Annotated in this window: 12 protein-coding genes; 8 read left to right on the forward strand and 4 right to left on the reverse strand. The window is 71.0% G+C overall.

All coding sequences use genetic code 11. The features are described from left to right. Nucleotides 1-55 precede the first annotated feature (55 nt). The 4 genes from EDD90_RS54840 to EDD90_RS54855 are packed head-to-tail and all read left to right on the forward strand — an operon-like array spanning nucleotide 56 to nucleotide 8,970. Nucleotides 56-2,554: a hypothetical protein gene (locus EDD90_RS54840; RefSeq protein ID WP_123982983.1), complete on the forward strand. Its 2,499-nt coding sequence runs from the start codon at nucleotides 56-58 to the stop codon at nucleotides 2,552-2,554. Further along, a complete protein-coding gene (locus EDD90_RS54845; protein ID WP_123982985.1) occupies nucleotides 2,551-6,111 on the forward strand; it encodes a helicase-related protein in 3,561 nt (1,186 codons plus the stop codon). Before EDD90_RS54840 ends, EDD90_RS54845 begins: the two co-directional genes overlap by 4 nt. Further along, nucleotides 6,095-7,909, forward strand: a complete 1,815-nt coding sequence (locus EDD90_RS54850; RefSeq protein ID WP_123982987.1) for a hypothetical protein — start codon at nucleotides 6,095-6,097, stop codon at nucleotides 7,907-7,909. The genes EDD90_RS54845 and EDD90_RS54850 overlap by 17 nt, the downstream gene beginning before the upstream one ends. Next, a complete protein-coding gene (locus EDD90_RS54855) occupies nucleotides 7,906-8,970 on the forward strand; it encodes a phospholipase D-like domain-containing protein (RefSeq protein ID WP_123982989.1) in 1,065 nt (354 codons plus the stop codon). Before EDD90_RS54850 ends, EDD90_RS54855 begins: the two co-directional genes overlap by 4 nt. A 150-nt stretch (nucleotides 8,971-9,120) precedes the next feature. Here EDD90_RS54855 and EDD90_RS54860 read toward each other — a convergent pair whose 3' ends face one another. The 4 genes from EDD90_RS54860 to EDD90_RS54875 all read right to left on the reverse strand — a co-directional run bounded on the left by EDD90_RS54860 (nucleotide 9,121) and on the right by EDD90_RS54875 (nucleotide 14,948). Next, a complete protein-coding gene (locus EDD90_RS54860) occupies nucleotides 9,121-10,272 on the reverse strand; it encodes an ATP-binding protein (RefSeq protein WP_185149753.1) in 1,152 nt (383 codons plus the stop codon). 206 nt (nucleotides 10,273-10,478) lie between these two features. Next, on the reverse strand, nucleotides 10,479-12,752 hold the full coding sequence (locus EDD90_RS54865; protein WP_260328889.1) for a transposase family protein: 2,274 nt from the start codon (nucleotides 12,750-12,752) through the stop codon (nucleotides 10,479-10,481). A gap of 18 nt (nucleotides 12,753-12,770) precedes the next feature. Beyond that, nucleotides 12,771-13,529 carry a TnsA-like heteromeric transposase endonuclease subunit gene (locus EDD90_RS54870; protein ID WP_260328890.1) on the reverse strand — a complete coding sequence of 253 codons (759 nt, stop codon included), beginning with the start codon at nucleotides 13,527-13,529 and terminating at the stop codon, nucleotides 12,771-12,773. Nucleotides 13,530-13,937: 408 nt separating this feature from the next. Continuing rightward, nucleotides 13,938-14,948: a hypothetical protein gene (locus EDD90_RS54875; RefSeq protein ID WP_123982993.1), complete on the reverse strand. Its 1,011-nt coding sequence runs from the start codon at nucleotides 14,946-14,948 to the stop codon at nucleotides 13,938-13,940. Nucleotides 14,949-15,140: 192 nt separating this feature from the next. On the opposite strand from EDD90_RS54875, the gene EDD90_RS54880 reads away from it, so the two are divergent. From EDD90_RS54880 to EDD90_RS54895, 4 genes are all read left to right on the forward strand, one after another. Next, on the forward strand, nucleotides 15,141-15,404 hold the full coding sequence (locus EDD90_RS54880) for a helix-turn-helix transcriptional regulator (RefSeq protein WP_123982995.1): 264 nt from the start codon (nucleotides 15,141-15,143) through the stop codon (nucleotides 15,402-15,404). A 169-nt stretch (nucleotides 15,405-15,573) separates the two neighbouring features. After that, nucleotides 15,574-16,434, forward strand: a complete 861-nt coding sequence (locus EDD90_RS54885) for a DUF6083 domain-containing protein (protein ID WP_123982997.1) — start codon at nucleotides 15,574-15,576, stop codon at nucleotides 16,432-16,434. After that, complete coding sequence (locus EDD90_RS54890) at nucleotides 16,431-16,913, forward strand: hypothetical protein (protein ID WP_123982999.1); 483 nt, start codon at nucleotides 16,431-16,433, stop codon at nucleotides 16,911-16,913. The genes EDD90_RS54885 and EDD90_RS54890 overlap by 4 nt, the downstream gene beginning before the upstream one ends. Continuing rightward, nucleotides 16,910-18,400 carry a UvrD-helicase domain-containing protein gene (locus EDD90_RS54895; RefSeq protein ID WP_123983001.1) on the forward strand — a complete coding sequence of 497 codons (1,491 nt, stop codon included), beginning with the start codon at nucleotides 16,910-16,912 and terminating at the stop codon, nucleotides 18,398-18,400. Before EDD90_RS54890 ends, EDD90_RS54895 begins: the two co-directional genes overlap by 4 nt. The last annotated feature ends 28 nt before the right edge of the window (nucleotides 18,401-18,428 follow it).

The following is an 18,428-nucleotide window of genomic DNA, read 5'->3' on the forward strand; positions in this document are numbered from 1 at the left end:
GCCTGTCAACGTGCGTTACTGTAACGGCAGGTAGTGGGGGGATACCAGGTGGGTGATGGCGCGCGTGACGTATCTGGACTGTCTCGTCCCTCCCGACGCAGACCCGGCCGACTTCTTCGAGCGCGTGCAGGCTCTTCGCATGACGGACCGCGGCCGCACCGTCGATCTCGGTCCACTGGACCGCGCCACCCTGACCCTGCTGTCCCGCGCATTATCGAGCGACCAACACAGCGTGTACCTGGGACTCCCGCGCGGGCGGCACGACCTGGCCGTGCTGATCGGGATCTACCTCCAGCTCATACGGCGCGGTGCAGAGCTGACTGGCGGATCGCCCTGTCCGGTCCCTGACGGACCGGTGGTTGTCGTCGGATTGCGTACCAACGTCACCGTACGGCTGGCACAGCTCGCGATCGGCCGACAGAACCTCTCGCGAGCCCTGCGCATGCAGAGAATCCGCGGTGACGGACGGGTTGTTGACCTCCAAGGAAAGATCACCAGGGCTGTCGACTCGCCCTCGGGACTGTTCTACCTCAACACCGCACTCGGCAGGCCCTCGCTGGGGACCCGCGTCGGCACCGTCGTCATCGACCGCACCAGCATGGCCAACGACCAGTCCTGGGAGCGCGCGTTGGCCTGGGCGAGCGAGCACGACGCCGCTCGCGTCGTAGGCGTCGGCGACCTGGGCACCCAGCCGGGCAGCAGCCGGGCCTGGACCCAATGGCCGTGGACTCCCGCGCTGCGCACCGACGTGCGGCACACCCTCGGACACCGCCCCGCATACGGCCCCCTGACCAGCAACGCCCTCCTCGCCCACCGCCCGGCAGCCGCACCAAGCGTGGCGGTATACCGCCACGAGCAGCTCGCCGAGCTGCACCGGACCGTCGTGGCGGGTGTGGTTGCAGCACGGCGTATCCACACGTCTGAGCCCTGGCCGCAGCCGATCGCCGACGCCGTGCGCCTGCTCAACCTACTGTGGTGCAGCTGGGGTTCGATCGGAAAGCAAGACGCCTGGCAGGTGCTGATGGGGCGCGGCAGCGGCGCACGGGCGCTGGCCCGGTCGGTGTCCCGCGGGACATTGGAGGGCCGGGCCGGGCCGTGGGGGCTGTTCCGCGAAACCCAATGGCCCGACCTCCGGCGCAGCGTGTTGGACCTGTATGAACTGCTCTACGACGACAACCCCCGCCGAGACCTGCTGCTTGCGCTGATCGCCTGGGCACGGGCCGACCGGGCAGGCGTCCCCGTTCTCGTCCGCACCCGCTCCCGCTCTGCCGCCGCCGCTGTCGCCGAGGAGTTGGCCGACACGCTCGGCGGTGACGCCGACTCCCTGCTGCTCGCTCCCCGGCCCGGGTCCGCCGCCAGCAGGGGAGCCGGAACGCTGCATGTGATGCCCTATACGGAACGCCTGCCCTGGGATGCCTCGCCGAGGCTCGAGCTCCACCTCGGTGTCCCCGCGGCCTCACGCACCGGCGTGCTGTTCTCCGGTGCTGCCGATGAACACCTCGCCGTTGTAGAGCAGAGCGAGTACACCTGGCTGGAGCGTTCAGCCGACCGCGCGCTGCACGGCTGGCACGAGCAGATACGCCAGACCGCCGCGGTGCTGAGGCTGGGCGAGGTACCAGAGCCGGCGACGCCCCCGCTGCCCGTCGCGTACGGCCCCGTCGACCTCTCCAGACCGTCCACCGCACCAGAAGAGCCGCCCCAGCACGACAGCCGGCTCGCCCTCGACCTCTCGGCGCTCTTCGAGGACTACGACGCCCCGGCCAGGGCCATCGGCACCCCGGCGGACCCCGGCCGCGGTGCCACAGCGGTGGCGGCCGCGGACGACCCAGTGTCGGCCACGGCCGTGCTCACCGAACCCGAAGGGGCAGTGCTCTGGCTGCGCAGCGACGAGCAGGTCGACGTCCTCATCGGCCAGCGCTACGCCAGGGTGCCCGTGACCGCACTCACCCCCGGCAGCCGGCTCCTGCGCGCACGCGGCGACGGGCAGTCCAGACTCCACGACCGGCTCGTCATGGTGATGCACGACAGCGCCGAAGTGACCGCTATGGACACGATGATCGGCTTCTTCCGCCAGGCCATCACCACCGTGCACGAGCAACGAGGGTCGTGGCCAAACGTGCTCACCGCCCTGAAGAACCTCGGGAGCGAGGTCTCGTCATGGCAGGCGGTGAGCAAATGGGCCGACGGCAGCGTCATCGCGCCGGAAGACCCGCAAGACATCCACCGGGTTGCCCTGCTGGCTCGGGACACCCGCCTGACCGCAGGAGGCACCTGGCAGCGCCTGGCCCGCATGGCGGAGGAACTACGCCGCTTACACCGGGCGCTGGGCCACACCGCGGCGGCGGCGATGACCGAGGCCGCACGGGGCACGGAAGGTCCCGCGCTGCGCCAGCTGAAGACACTGTGCTCCGGGATCGACGTCTCGGAGGTCCTTGAGGAGTTCGACCTGGTCGTCGTCCGCAGGGTCGGCGGCCAGAAGAGCGTGTCCACAACCGTCCTGGGCCGCGTGCCAGGCCCCCGCAGCGCAAGCAGCTCACCACAGGAGGCGCCGTGAACGATGCCCGCAACAACCCGCTGGCGCCGCACCCCGATAGCGCTGCGGACAACCAGCGGGAGACGGTGCTGATCGACCACCTGACGCAGGTCCTCGCCGACAGGCTCGCCGACCGCAGCGGAGCGCCGCACAAACCCCCGTGGACACCACGCGACCACGTCGTCGTCGGCGTGCTGCCCGCCGTCGTGGTACCGCCGCAGCAACCCCCGGCACCAGACGAGGCGACGGCCGACCCGGGCCGCCGGCCCGTCGAATCCCTGCGCGGCACGCAGGCGCCCCCGGTCCTGGCACTCGACTTCCGGGTGCGCACCGCCCCCGGCCGCAGGACCGCACAGCTCGCCGTCCACTGCCGATTCGCCCTGTACCTGGAGGACATCGCCAGCTACGCCGAGCACATGGAGTACCTGCGCGGCGACGAAGACCCCTCCGGCGCACAGGCCCGGCCGGGAGAGCTGCTGGGCGTCTGGCGCCGCCGCGACGTCCACGTGCCCGACCTGGTCATCGAAGTGCCGCTCGGGGAAGGCGACCTCGATCCGCACGCGCTCAGCGAGGCCCAGCAGGTGCTGGACCGGGCGGTCCGCCGCGCGGTGGACGCACACTTCGCCCGCCCCGAGGCCCGTCGCCCGCTCACCGCGGGGCCGCAGAGCCGCCAGGGGCGGCGCAGGCGCAATGTGCTCCCCGCGGAGGCCATGGCCGACGAGGAGGCATTCCACCACCACGTCGCGGCACTACTGGACCGCGACGCGGCCCCCTGCGCACCCCAGCTGGTGCTGTCCGCGCACGCCCAGGCCCTGGACGGCGGCGACCACCTCATACGTGTCTCCCTGCACAACCAAAGCGACACGGCGCAGAGCGACTGGCAGGACCTCTCCGTTTACGACTGCCGCTTCGCGGTCCTGCCCGGAGACGGCATCAGCATCGTGCCCCAGCGCTTCCACCTCGCCCCCCGCGACTACCGCCTGGAGGAGCTGGCGGAGGTGATCGGTCGCGGCACCGGCTGCGCAGCCGTTCCCCACGGCAGCGGCCTGCGGACCGAGACCCTGCCCATCCATGTCCAACGCACCGTCGTGCCCCGCCAAGCCGGGGTGCGACACCCGAGGTGGCGTGAGCTGGCCGACGACCCGACCCCGATCCTGGACTCCGTCGAGGTCGCGATGGCCCGCTACGCTCGGGAGTTCGCCGCCGCCTGCCGTGACGCCCAGCAGCTGCCGCACCACAAGGCCATCGAAGCCGACCGCGCCCAGTTCGACGACGAGGCCAGGCGGTTCGGCCTCGGCCGCGAGTGCCTGGACCTGGACCCGGACCTCAAGCATGCCTTCCGGCTCGCCAACGAGGTCTTCGCCCGCGTCAACGACGGCCGCCCGTACGACAGTTGGCGGCTCTTCCAACTGGTCTACATCGTCTCCCACCTGCCGGCCCTCGCCGTGCGCGAGCACCCGCAGCGGACGGACCTGCGCGCTGAACTCGACCACACCGACGTGCTGTGGTTCCCCGCGGGCGGGGGGAAGACCGAGGCGTACCTGGGACTGATCCTCACAGCCCTGTTCTACGACCGGCTGCGAGGCAAGCACGCAGGGGTCACCGCCTGGCTGCGCTTCCCGCTGCGCATGCTCAGCGTGCAGCAACTCGACCGCACCCTGCGCATGCTGATCGCCGCCGAGGAGCTCCGCGTCGAATGCCGGATCGGATCCCCCCACGACGACCCGTTCGCGCTCGGCTACCTCGCCGGCGGCACGGGCAGCCCCAACGATCTCCACTGGGATGGGGGCTGGTGGCGCGGCTGGGAGACCGAGGCCGCCGCCACCCGGGCGGGGACCTTCGCCGAAGACCACCTGCGCGACCGGCTCGTGATCACCTGCCCCTACTGCGAGCGCGACAGCGTACGGCTGCGCCTGGACATCGATGCGGTCCGCCTGCATCACGAGTGCGCCGCCTGCCAGCGGATCCTGCCTCTGCACGTGAGCGACGTCGAGGTCTACCGCACCCTGCCGGCGATCGTCATCTCCACCGTCGACAAGCTCACCGGGCACAGCTGGTTCCCCGAGTTCACCGCGTTCCAGCACGGACCGAAGCACCGCTGCGCCGAGCACGGCTACTTCTCCTTCCCGCGTTTCGGAGTCTGCTCGGCCGGGCCGGACCACTGCACCGCGCCGAAGGGCGGCTACCCGGCGGCCCGCCCGATCAAGGACCCGGTACCGGCACTGACGGTGCAGGACGAGATGCACCTCCTCAAGGAGGAGCTCGGCGCGTTCAACGCGCACTACGAAGGCATGATCGCCGAACTCCAGTCAGGAGCAGGCAGCGGCCTGCCCAGCAAGATACTGGGCGCCTCCGCCACCATCGAGCAGTACCAGGACCAGCTCCGCCAGCTCTACGGCCGCCGCCCCCGCGCCTTCCCCGCACCGGGATGGACACTCGGCGAGAGCTTTTACACCACCACCCGGCCCGACTTCCGGCGCGTTCACATCGGAGTGCTCCCGCACAAGCGCCGCAAAGCCGACGTCGCCGCGATCGTCCAGGGCGAGCTCCTCACCGAGATCGCCCGGCTCCAGGAGGAGCCCAAGGCCCTGCGCGAGCGCCTCGCTCTGCACGGGCTGCCTGACTCGGACCTCCCACGGCTCCTCTTCCCCTACGAGGTCTCCTTGGCCTATGTGAACAGCAAGCAGCACGGCACCCAGCTCGACGAGGAGCTAGGCCAGCTCTCCGACGACCTGCAGCACGCCGGACTCGACCGCGTCGAGCACGCGGTGCTCACCGGCGAAGTCCCGGTCCCCGACCTGGCCGCGGCCATCGCCCGGGTCCAACGCGAGCACCTGGACACCCCGCGAGGAGAGCGGCTGCGCGCCCTGGTCGGCACCAGCGTGCTCAGCCACGGGGTGGACCTCGAGCGCCTCAACCTCCTGGTCCTGGCCGGCATGCCGCCGACCGCCGCCGACTACATCCAGGTCACCGCCCGGGCCGGGCGAACCCACGCAGGCCTCGTCGTCACCGTCTACGACCCCATCTCGCGCCGCGAACGCTCCATGTTCTCCAACTTCCTGAGCTACCACCGCCTGCTCGACCGCATGGTCACCCCCGTGCCCGTCAACAAGTACGCCTACTTCGCAGCCCGACGCACCCTGCCTGGCATCGTGCTGGCGCTGCTTCACGACGCCGCCCGCGACCCCGCGCTGAAGCCACCACCGGAAGGAGCCGACTACTCCAAAGACTTCAAGCGCTGGTGGAGCGCCCAACGACCACTTCTCGACCCCTGGCTGGAACGACGCATCCCAGCCTGCTACCGCGAGCGCGTGGAGGGCGTCAACGGGCGCGGACTGGAGAACGACCTCGTTGAGCGGATCATGGAGACCTGGCGGCAGGAGGAACGGCCCAACCTCAACAAGGGCGCAGAGGAAAGGCGCACCGCCTACCTGTTCCTCCAGCAGCCGCTCACCAGCTTCCGCGACATCGACAAGAGCACTTCGTTCCAGTCACTGACCAGCAGCCAGGACGCCTTCAAAGCGCTCGCCACCAACACCGCCGACAGTAAGGGGGGCGAGGATGAACCGCAGCCGTAGCCAGGCCATGACCGCCTTCCTGCCCGGTGCCGTCTTCCGCCACGAACAGCGGCTGCGAGGCAGAGTCCAGGCAGTCGACGGGGACGTGGTTAAAAAGCTCAACGAGGACGTCATCTACGACGAGATCTCCCGCTACCTGGAGCGCTGGAGCGAAGACGCCAGAGCCGCTCTGCCCGTGCCGCAGGGCAGACTGCGGCAGAACTTCGTCCTGGTCAGCCCCGACCTCGTCCGCTTCGAGGTGTTCCCGCTCGTCCTCGAATGCGTCCGCCGCTCCTGCCGCCGGGTGCGCACCTACGTGAAGCCCCAGCAACTCGCGGCCGACCCCCGGTGCCGCACCTGCGGCGCACCGCTGCGGCAACTCCCGTACTTCAACGCGCACAACTGCGGACGCGTCCGCCCCATGTACGTGCCCAAGTGTCGTGTTCCCGCGCACGGCTACGACCACATCGTGTTTGAGAACACGGGAAGTTTCGTCACCGCCCTCTGGCGCTGCGTCGGCCCAGGCTGCGGCGGCGTGAAGCTCCAGGGGACCTCGCAGTCCCCCTGCGGCTGCGAATGGAAGGATCCAGCCGGCCGCGCCATGATGCGGGCAAGGACGTTCAACGACACCCGCGCCTACCAGGTCCACGCCCTCCAGCTCGTCAACATCGACAACTCCGAGTTCCGGCAGTACCAGCGCCACCCCCAGCGCGGCCGGATCGCGGCCGCCCACTACCTGAACCTGATCGACTCCCTGGCCCAGGGCCTTGGCGACGCCTCCCAGAGCGTCACGGTGCCGCGCCTGTCCCCACAGGAATGGCAGCAGAGGGAACAGCAACTGCGCCAGATCCACATGGGGGAGGAGGCGATCGAGCAGTTCCGCAGAATGATGGGCCCCGAGGAGAGCGGCCTGGCTGCTCTGCCCAGTACGGACGCCGACAACGCGCGGTGGGAACTGCTCGGCGCGGACCGCCCCTTCGTGGAACGCGCAGCCGTCTTCGACCCCGCCCAGATCCAGCGCATCACCCTCGACGACCAGTGTGCACGCTTCGCCGAGCTCCAGGACCGCCTCGCCCAGCAGACCACGGAACGCGCCCGCGAGCAGGCCCGCACCCTGGGGATCGCAGAGATCGCCGTCACCTGGGAGTTCCCCGTAGCCCGAGTCGCCTTCGGCTACACCAGAGAAGAGCACGAGCCCGAGCGGGGCGTCCTGACCGGCTTCCACAACAAGTACCACCACGACGGAAAGTACCCGGTCTACGTCGCAGCATCGGACACCGAAGCCCTCCTGGTCACCTTCTCCGCACGTTCCGTCCTGTCGTTCCTGAACGCCAAAGGACTCACCGCCGGGACGGCCGAAGACGAATCGGCGGCCCGCCGGCGGCTGCTGCAACTGTTCACACACCAGGACGACCCGGAAGCCGCCCGCGCGGCAGCAACCGTGCACACGGTCATCCACACCCTCGGCCACCTCCTGCTTCGGTCCCTGGACGACGGCCAAGTAGGACTGGCCGAGAACACGCTCGCCGAATGGGTCGTCACGAAGGCACTCACCGTAGCCATCTACGCCGACAACGTCCGCGAGTTCACCCTCGGATCACTGTGGACCCTGCTCAGCAACCGCGTGCTCAGCTGGCTGGAGAGCACCGCCGACTCGGTGCTCAGCTGCGAGAACGACCCGCTGTGCCATCAGTCCTCGCCACGCTGCTGCGAACGCTGCGTCTACCTCACGTTCGGCTGCCAGCTGTTCAACGACGACCTCGACCGGGGCCTCGCCGCTGAATTCCTCCGCCACACCGCCGCCTCGAGCCACACATGACCGACGACCTGCGACCGCTGGTCCCGCTAGCCCAGCTACTGGAGCGCCTCGCGGGCAGCTACGCGGCAGCCGCCGAATGGACACGGCAGATCGCCAGAGCCGACACCCTTGACGCCCTCCGCGTCCACGGGGTCGCAGACGATCACGCTACCGCCGTACGCCAGCTCGCCGCCGAGTGCGGCCTACTGGGCTCAGGCCGACACGCAGGGCTCGTCCCCGCCCGCCTCTCCCAACTCCAGGTCCTCCTGGACGTCCTGGACGGCCTTGACCCACCGCCCGCAGCACCACCATCCGAGCGCCCCCTGGTGTTCACCACCCCCCGAGCCGCCGCCCACCTGGTAGCGCCCCCCGTCCGACGCCTGGACCTCCTAGTCCAGGACGTCATCGCCGGGGCCAACAGCGAACTCCACATCGGCGGCCCCTTCTGGAACCGCCACGGCTGCGACCTACTGCGCGAGGTCCTGCTGCCCGCCGTCGCCGAGCGCCAGGTCGCCGTCCACTTCTACGCCCACGACCCGAGCAGCCGGGCCCAACCCCTGAACGACCTTGTCAAAGACTGCGCCGACTACGGAAGAACGTCCTTGTACTGGTGGACCGGGGCCAACCCCGGCATCATGCACGCCAAGTTCGTGGTCGCCGACCGCGCCACCGGCTACTTCGGCAGCGCGAACCTGTCCTCCCTCGGTCTTCAAGAGCACTTCGAGATCGGCATGGAACTGGGAAGCACCCAGGCTTCCTCACTGGTGGACCTGTGCACCCGGCTGCGCCAGGAAGGCTTCTTCGCCCAGGTCACCGAGGGGCCGGGACGCGCCCCGGACCCGCCTGTGTTCGTAGAGGCCGCCGACGGGAAACGTCGCTTCGGCCAGTTGCGATCCTGGCACACCACCAGGGACGGCCGCCGTGAAGCGGACGTGCTGTGCCGCCTCTCGGACGACGCTCCGCGGCCGGCCAGGGTCCGCGTCGATGAGAGCCGCATCCGGCTCTTTCCCGGGGTCGATTACGCCAACGTGCCGACAGACGGCGCTCGTGCGGGCGACGGTGAAACCGGATCCACTGGGTAGTTCATGCCACGAGGCGAACGGCCCGCTGCCCGCCATGTTTCAGGGGCGAGCGGGGCCGTTGCGGCGTCGATCTCCTCCAGCGCGATCCGCAAGCAGCTGCAGCGCTTTCGGGTCGCGGTGACGGTGGCGGCGGTGGAGGCCGGCCCGGCTTCATGGCTGGTTTGCGGCTGGTTGCCAGGGGCCGAGCTGGGCTGTCGCGGCTTTGAGCTCTTTCTCGGTGATGTTCTCGCTGCCGCTGTGGATCGCGATGACGGCGGCGGTGGAGATGACGTAGGTGAGGGCTTTGAAGTAGCCGCCGGTGCGTTGGTGCAGTGTGGCGGCGTGTTTGCTGAGGGCGTTTTCCTCGAGCCGGTACAGGCTCAAGTCGGCCTCGAAGCTAGCCAGTACGCGCCGGAACATCTCCTGTTCCTCGGCCTTGGGGCCCAGGGGCAGGGGGTGCAGCCAGGTAACGGGCAGCAGCGCGGTGGGGGAGGGCGAGACGGGATCCGCCGGGCGGCCCGCCTGTGCGAGCCGTACTCGGTTCTCCGCGCTGACCCGGGTCAGGTCCTGGGCCAGGATGCGGGCCTGGTGCAGGAGGTGGCTGGCGCCGGTGCCGCAGAAGATGAGCGAGATGCCCAGCTTGTCGCGCAGGTAGTCGAAGTAGGGCAGCACGTTGGCCAGTTGCTGTGGCGAGGACCGGTCGATGTCGTCGACGAGCAGCAGACGGGTCTGCGCCGTCTCCAGGACGTAGTTGACCGGCAGGGTCACATCCTGGTGCTTGCGCATCTCCAGGACTTCCGTGAGGCTCTTCGGCTCGGGGTTGAGACCCAGGTAGGAGCCGATCTCCCAGATCCAGTTCACCCTCGGCTCCGGGTCCGCGGGGGTGGTGATGTGCACCACCGGGATCGTGTTGGGCTGCCGGCCGTTCGTGGCGACTTCGATCTCCTGCTGGGCGGTGCGTCCGATCGCTCGCAGCAGGCAGGTCTTGCCGGTGCCCGCGGGCCCGTCGATGACATGGTCCATCAGGCCCTCACGGCTCCCGCTGTTGCGGTGGACCGCCTCGACGACCGTCTTCTGCATGTGCGTCATCGCGTCGGTGGGCACCATCCGCAGGTGCCGGTGGTAGGCGATGGCCTGTTCGTCCGTCTTCCTGTCCTCGGTGGGACTGGTGCCTGGCGCCAGGACGGGCGGGTTCACCTCCTCGTCGACGAAGTGGGTCCAGCCGGTGAGCTGGAACAGCGGCAGAGGCCGCATCGGGGTGTCCCTCAGCTGCTGGCGCAGGCGGGCTTCACGCTTATCACGCAGTTCAACGGATGCCTTCATCACGCTTCTCCCTCATCGCGGTTCCTGCCTCGGCACCGGCAGACCGGCCCCGGGCCGGAGGACGCGTCCGCCCCCAGGGGTGCCGGACTGCGGCTGCGTCGTTCACGGCCCCTGCCCCCAGGTCGCCTACACATCCCATACGTCGTTCTCGGCCTCGTCATCGTCCGGATCGGGGTCGTCGAGGAGCTCTGCGTCGACGACCTCGTCTACAGATGCCGATGCTTCGGCCGTGAGGGCCTGCGGCCCGCGGCCGTCGCCGTCGTCGGGGAAGAGCGCTGCGAGCGGATGCGGAGCCGGCCCGCTGCCCGAAGTCCGCCCCACGTCGTCGCTGCCCACGGGCAGCGACGACCTGGCGGGTGCAGAGGGGGGTGCCATGGGCGAGATGGGCAGCGCCGGGTAGGGCCGCAGGGTCGACAGGTCGAACTCCTCCAGACCCGCGTACGGGTCCTGGGACGGCTGCTCCGTCTCCAACTCCAGCCCCTGGAAAGGCGGTCGGACCCGGTGCGCTTCGGTGGCGGCCTGCGACTGCGTCGACGCCGGTCGCGCTGCGCCAGGGACAGGGCGATCGCCTCCTCGTCCTGCTTGCTGCCGCCGGCCGCCTGGTGCCGCTCGGCGTGCTCCTGCCACATGTCCGCGGTCCACGGATCGTGCAGCAGGTGCCGGAGCCGGAAATCGCAGGTCACCCAGGTGTCGGCCGTGTGGTCGTACAACCACACCCGCTCGGGACGGTAGGGGTTGAAGCGGCATTCCCACTGCTTCTCCCGGCCGGGCAGCTTCGAGCCGCCACGCAGGAGGATCTCCCGGTAGTGCCCGGCGTCCTGCGCGATGGGCTGATAGGTCCGATAGTCGATCATGAAGCCGCCCTTGCCGGGGCGGACCCACTGCCGCAGCAGGAAGAAGCGGTTCTGGGCGGGGGAGAGCGGCACCGCCCGGTAGCCGCTGCGGGCCACTTGGACCGCGTACATCTCGTTGGGCGACAGCACGACGCCTGGCCGGAACGGGTCGCGCAGCCCCGCGTCGGGGGTCTGCTGGTACTCCAGCGCCACCCACTCCTGGGCCATCTGCTGGAGCTCGGCAATCGTGTACAGCGGCATCCGGTCGATGCCGCGGCCGCGTTTCTTGTGGCTGCGGCCCTGCCAGCCGTGCGTGACGTGCTGACTGAAGCGGTGCGCGAGGGTGACGAAGAAGTGCTCGGGCAGCGGCTTGTCGGTCGGGGTCTTCTTGCGCGCCGGGCGGCGGGCGATGCGCAGCCGGTCGCAGACCTCGGTGAAGTGCTCGCTCACATAGGGGCTGCCCTGGTCGTAGATGATCAGCTCGGGGCGGATGACCGGGCGGGCGGCGGTGGCCTCGGTGAACCGCTCGTCCGCCGCCCGCAGCGCTCCGAACGGCAGACTGGAGGCGGCGGCCCCACTGAGCGGGTCCCAGCCGGGCATCACCGGCCAGGGCGCGAAGGCCTGAGCCAGCATCAGGGTCAGGTCGATCGCCCGGGTCGCCTGGCCCACCTGCCCGTTCTCGGCGTCCCGGGGGCGGCTGGGCGTGATCATCAGCGCGCACACGTTGTGGTTGGCCACATCGATGAGCGTGGACAGCTCCGTTGCGGTGGGCCGGCCGTCGTCGCCGCGGGCCAGGATCCGCAGCGGCGTGGTGTCGGTCTGGGTCACCTGTCCCGGCCGCAGCACGACCTCGCGCCCGCCATGGGGCAGCGGCGGGGTGGAGGCCAGGGCGGCCCGGGCCCGTGTCGGCTGGCCCAGCGCATCGGCCAGGCCGGACTCCTTCATCCGCAGGTAGAAGGTGGAACGGGAGGGCAGCAGGGCCGCCACGGCCGCCGAGCCGAGTTCCTCGGCGTACCGCGAGTGCAGCAGGTCCTCGACTTCCTCGCGGATCACGTCGATGGTCACGTCCGACGCATGCGCACGCCGGGCCACCACCTCCTGCATGGCGGCCAGGCACCGCGGATCAGTGAAGCCCCCCGGCCGCCCCTCCCGCGGCTGAGGCAGCAGGACGACCGGGTTCTCCCCGGCCGCTTTCCACTTGCGCCGCTTGTCGGCGAGGGTGTGGGCGGAGCAGCGGATGCCGTCGGCGGCCAGCCGCGCCGACATCGCGGCGCACCGCTGGGCCAGCGTCGTTTCCGGCCCGAATCCCCACGCATGCTCGCTTCGGCCCGGCGCCAGACCGGTGTCGATCTCCACCATGCGGGCCTGCCACAGCGCGGCCTCCTCCTCCCGCCCCTCCGGCCGGCCCCACCCGCCGAGAGCCGTCCCACCCGCGGCCGGTGCCGCACCGCCACTGAGGACAGCGAAGTCCTCCGCGCCCACCAGCCACCGGAACGACACCGCCCGGGGCGCCTCGGCGCCGTCCCGAGGCACCAGCGTGACCAGCGGTCCCTGCCACTCCGCCACCTCCCATTCGTGCCTGTGCCAGCGCACCAGCGCCCCGATGGACAGCGACCCCGCAGACCGGCCCTCGTCTGCTCCCGCCATGTGCCCCCTCCTGGTCGTTCAGGCCGTCCAGGCCACGGCGTCGGGCAGCAGCGGATACGCGGCATCGAACAGCAGCCGCCGCTGCCAAAGCATCCGGTAGGCGAGGTCCAGCCCGGTCAGCTCGTCCAGCCCGCTGGCCGCCACCCCCGCCCGCAGACCGGTCGGCGCCCTGAACGCCTCCAGCAGCGCCCGCCCCAGGCCCTCCTCGTCGCCCACGGCAAACCGGTAACCGGCCAGCCAGCCCAGGTTCCGCGCGCGCAGCCCCGACGGTTCACGCACCTGCCGCACCCGCCACCCGGCCGCCTGCGCCACCTCCTGAAGCACCTCGAGTCTCACCGCGGGCAGGCTCTCCTGTCGGGGCGGCTTCAGCACCAGCACCTCACGCTCGCCCTCGGCCGTGCGCGCCACGAAGTCGGGGCGCCAGCGGCGAAGGCGTCCTCCGGCCCGCCACCGCAGTTCCACCGGGCCGGCGCTGAACGCCGCCCAGGCCGGCTCGAAGTCCAGCTCTATCGCCAGCCGCCACTGCCGCAGGCTGCCGCACACCACGGTCTGCTCCCGGGTCGCCACCGGCCAGTAGGTGATGATGCCCTTGCGGCCCCGGTAGGGCACCGGTTCGCTCACCGGCCCGAACTCCTCCAGTGCCACGCCCCGAAGCCCGGCCGCGCTGCGCAGGCGCACCGGCCCGTAGGGCTCGCGGTACAAAACCACGACACCCTGCCCCGCCTTCGGCGCGGCCTCGCCTTCCATCAGGCCGCCGGGACCCTCCGCCGCGTTCACGCCGCCCACCCCTTGCCGTGCCGCCGCAGGGTCCCGCATACCTGTCCGGTCGGCAGCCCCTTTGGGCCCAGTCCCTGACCTGCACCGGCCGCCCCACGAAACCCGCCCGCCGTCGACTGCCCCCGCACCGGCACGGGTTGGCAGGAGCCGGACAGCCAAGCTCCCGTCACCTGTTCACCCGCCCCTGCCTCTTTCGGTGATGACTGCTGCCGTAGCCCGGCATGCCCATGCTGCTCCGCTCCGCGCTGCGAGGACTTTCCCGCCTGCCGGATACACCTGAAAGGGTGAACAAGTCGGCGACAACGAAGGACGCCGGGCGCTGCCCGGTCGCCATCCCGCGCGGCGGAGCGGCTGCTGAACTCGCCTGCCAAGAAGCCGACTTCGGCCCGCTGGACGACTTCTGCCCGATCAGGAGTGCCCGGGCAGCTCCCACCGCACCTCGTCACCGTCGTGATGGAGGCGCCAGGTGGTCACGAGACGGGCGCGGACCAACTGGTCGAGGAGGTCCTCCAACTGCTGAGGCGGCTGCCCGCACTGGCGGGCGAGAGCATCGAGCTCACCCCCGCCCGCCCCAGCGGTGCTGTGGGCGGCCAGTGCCAGTGCGGCCAGCCGTAGAGCGGAGGGCAGGGCGGGCGAGAGGATCAGCGGGGCGGGGCGCAGCGCCCATTGGGCGGCGCGGACGCGCGCGGCGCGTCCGGGATCCTGGTGGAGGACGGGGGCATCGAGCAACTGCGCCTGGATGGGAGAGCATCTGCGTCTGAAGCGGTGCAGCCAGCCGGCGTGTTCCAGCTCCAGCCACAGCTCTGCGCGGCCGTGCAGCCGCATGCCGCGCAGGAAGCCGTGGGGCAGGCGGATCTGCCCCTGGCGGTCAGCGCGCAGTGCGCACTGCAGGGCGAGCAGCCGGGCCGCGGGGGAGGAGAAACGCGGCAGTGCTGTGGCGAGGTAGGTGAGCATTTCGCGTACGCGTTGCTGCTCTGCCGGGCCGAATGGCGGTGCGATGCGCGCAGAGCGCGACGTACTGGAGTGCGTCGGGGTGCGGTCGGCGCGGAGCAGGGTGGGCGGTACGACGGCGGTGCGGCTCATCGCCGCCGCGCAGGCGGCGCAGGCATCGGCCAGTCGCCAGGTACGGCCGCCGCGGTCGCAGGTCAGGGCGAGCAGAACGGGCCCCGCACAGCCGCGGTGGCGGGGGTGCCAGCGGCAGCCCAGCGCCCGGCACTGGCAGGTGCGCAGATGCCCGGGCAACGTGTCGGCGCGGGCATGGCGGGCCAGATGAGTGAGGGCGGCCGAGCGGGCGGAGACGGCCTGCAGGACGGGGCTGTGCGTGCAGCGGGGGCAGGCCAGGGCCGGTCCGCCCGTCTGCGGGCGCAGGCGCACTGTCCAGATGCGCTGCACCGTGGCGTGTGTGCTGGCAAGCCGCATCGGTTCGTTGTCCCTCCGCTCTGGTCTGCGCCGGCGTCGCGCGGTGGTCTCCCGGTGCGCACGCGGGAGCCGCCCGCACCGTAGTGCAGATTCCTGCACTCGCGCAGAAGTGGGGGCCCGGTGCGCTCACCTGCACTGATAGTGCAGAAATCCGCACTGACAGGGCAGGTGTCTGCACCGTCGGATGGTGGAGTGACGATCTTGCCCCCCGACCCGGACCGCGACGCCCTGCGTGTGACGCTGGCGCGGTTGAGGAATGAGCGCGGGTGGACCTTCGACGAACTCGCCGGCCGCAGCGGCCTGGCCCGGCGCACGCTGATCGACCTCGAACACGGCCGAGCCGCCGGCACCGTCACCACCTGGCATGCCCTCGCGCACGCCTTCGACGTCCCCATCGAGCATCTGCTCGGCTCGCTCTGTGAAGGCCACACCCCGCCCGGATCCAAGGGCGCCTGACTCCGGTCGCGCCAGGCCTGCAGCGCGGCATAAATCACCCGAACCGGCGAGCACGTATAGAACGCACACTCGCAGAACCGCGTCGCCGTTCGATACCGCTGGGCTGGCCGGGGGACTGTCGGCCCGCCTGCCCCGCCTCCGGCAGGGGGCGCCTGGCACGGTCCTCGCCATGCGCCCCAACACCGCCCCCGCCGGCTGCCACTGGGACGGCAGCCCCCGCACCGCACCGGTGCGCCGTCCGCTGCGGGTGGCCACCACCAGCCCCAGCCGCCTGCTGCGCGCCGGCCAGAGCCGCCGCTGCCCCCAATGCGGCAACCGCATCGACCTCTACCCACGTACGGACGGGCGGCCCATCGCCCTGCATCCCGCCGAACTCGCCACTGCCCAGGTCCCCGCCCCCTGCCGCTGGCACCTGAGTTCCGGCATCGCCCACCCGCACGACGACGGCCGTACCTGGTGCCGCATTCCGCACGCCGTGCTCTGCCCGCAGCGCACCCCCATCTGCCGGATCAGCCGGCCCCTTGAGTCGGCGCGCCGCCAACTCGCCGTACGGACCCGCCGCCTGATCGACACCGGCGCCTTCACGCCCACGGCTTTTCCCACCACAACAGCGCCCACCGGCACCGGCTCCCCCGACCACCCGGTCGTACGGATGCTGCTGTGCCTCTACCTCGCCGACGGCCCCGTGGAGGCCGTCCGCTGCGTAGCCCAGACGAACCACCGCCGCCGCTGCCCCCGCTCCGTCCTCGGTCCGGACGGCCCGGCCGGATCCTGGAGCCTGCTGCCTGTCGGCCCCCGGCGCGGCGAGCTTGCTCTGCCCGAACAGATGATGGCCGTCTACGACCTCAGCCGGCTGCCTCACGCCGAACAACGACGCTGGCGCATCCAGCGCTGCTCCGCGCACGCCTTCCCCCACGGCACCGCCGATCTGGCACTGGCCGGATGGCAGGTCTTCGATCCCCTTCTGCACGCCGAGCACCTGCGTACCGATCTGCCCTATCCACCGGCACACGACAGCAGAGAGCGGTGACGATGCCGCACCACGCCCTGGAAGTCGTCCTGACCCGCCCCCTGAGCTCAGCCGAACTCCGCGAAGCCGTCCGCGTGCTGCCGCTCGCCACCAACCACGACACCACCCGCCTCATGACCCTCGTACGCGCCAAAACCCCCCACCGCGCCGCGCACCGGCTGCGCCAACGCCTCGCCGCACGGCTTCCCGTGGACGTGATCACCACCCACTACCCGGATGCCGCAGGACAGGTCCTGCTCAACCTCGCCTTCCCACCCGCCGTCGATGCCACGATCCGCCAGGCTGCCCATGAAGCGGGGCAGAGCCCGGAAGTCTTCGTGAAGCTGGCCCTGCACCGCGCGCTGGCCCAACACGCCAGCGACGAGGCCCACCGGCTCGACCGGGCCGTGCAGCAACTGCTCGCCCACACCACGGCCGCACACCTCCTGGCAGCCGTCGGCCACGCCCTGACCCGCACCCCCGGAGCAGCCCCCGCATGAACCCGACCGACGAACAGACGGCAGCGGCTGACGCCTTCCATGCCGGCCAGCACCTCGCCCTGCAGGCCGGCGCCGGCACGGGCAAGACCACCACCCTGGCCCTGCTCGCCCGCACCACTACACGCCGCGGCCGCTACCTCGCCTACAACCGGGCCATCGCCCAGGACGCCCGCACCCGCTTCCCCAACACCGTCCAGTGCAAAACCGCCCACGCCCTGGCCTACGCGGCCGTCGGCCACCGCTACACCCACCGCCTGAACGCACCCCGCCGCCCCGCCTGGCAGACCGGACAGATGCTCGGCATCAACAAAGCCGTCCGCATCGGCGACCGCGAGGTGACGCAACGAGCCCTCTCCAACGCCACCCTGCGCACCGTCGCACGCTTCTGCCACACCGCCGACGAAGCCATCACCCCCCATCACGTGCCCCGGCTGCGCGGCCTGGACGACACCGACCTCCACACCCAACTCGCCGCCCACATCGTGCCGTTCGCCCACAAGGCGTGGGCCGACCTGCAACACCCCGACGACGGCGCCGTCCGCTTCGACCACGACCACTACCTGAAGATCTGGGCCCTCACCCGGCCGCGCATCCAGGCCGACTTCCTGCTGCTGGACGAAGCCCAGGACACCAACCCCGTCGTCGAACAGATCTTCCTCGCCCAGCGCGACCACGCCCAGCTGGTCATGGTCGGCGACTCCGCCCAGGCCATCTACCACTGGCGCGGCGCCAAGGACATCATGACCGGCTTCGACGGCACCCAGCTCGCCCTGTCCCAGTCCTTCCGCTTCGGCCCCGACCTCGCCGCCGAAGCCAACCGCTGGCTGCACCTGGCCGACGCGCCGATCCGCCTCACCGGCACCCCCGCCGTGCCCACCGAACTCGGCCTCGTCACACAGCCGGACGCCGTCCTGTGCCGCACCAACGTCGGCGCCATGGCCCAGGTCATGACCCACATGGCAGCCGGACACCGGGTCGCCCTGGCCGGGGGAGGAGACAACCTGCACGCCCTGGCCCTCGCGGCCCGCCACCTCAAGGAAGGCCGCCGCACTCACCACCCCGAACTGCTCCTCTTCCCCTGCTGGGGCGATCTGCAGGACTACGCCGCCCACGACCCCGCCGGCCGCGACCTCCAGCCCCTGGTCAACCTTGTCGACACCCACGGCGCCGACGCCATCCTCGCCGCCATCACCCAACTCGCCCCCGAACCGCACGCACACGTCACCGTCTCCACCGCCCACAAGGCCAAGGGACGCGAATGGCCCAGCGTCCTCATCGCCGAGGACTTCGCCCGCTCCCCGAACGACACCGCCGACGACCCGGCAGGAAGCACACCGTCGCTCGCCCCCGACCCTGTCGACGACGCCGAGGCCCGTCTCGCCTACGTCGCCGTCACGCGCACCCGCCGACGCCTTGACCTGGGAGGCCTGTCCTGGATCGACGAGCATCCGGAAGGAGTCCTGGCCAGTTCTCGGTCGCTGCAGTGATCACGCCCTGTGGGCTCTGGCGGTTGGT

It is taken from the genome of Streptomyces sp. Ag109_O5-1 (assembly GCF_003814875.1).
GTDB classification, from domain to species: domain Bacteria; phylum Actinomycetota; class Actinomycetes; order Streptomycetales; family Streptomycetaceae; genus Streptomyces; species Streptomyces sasae.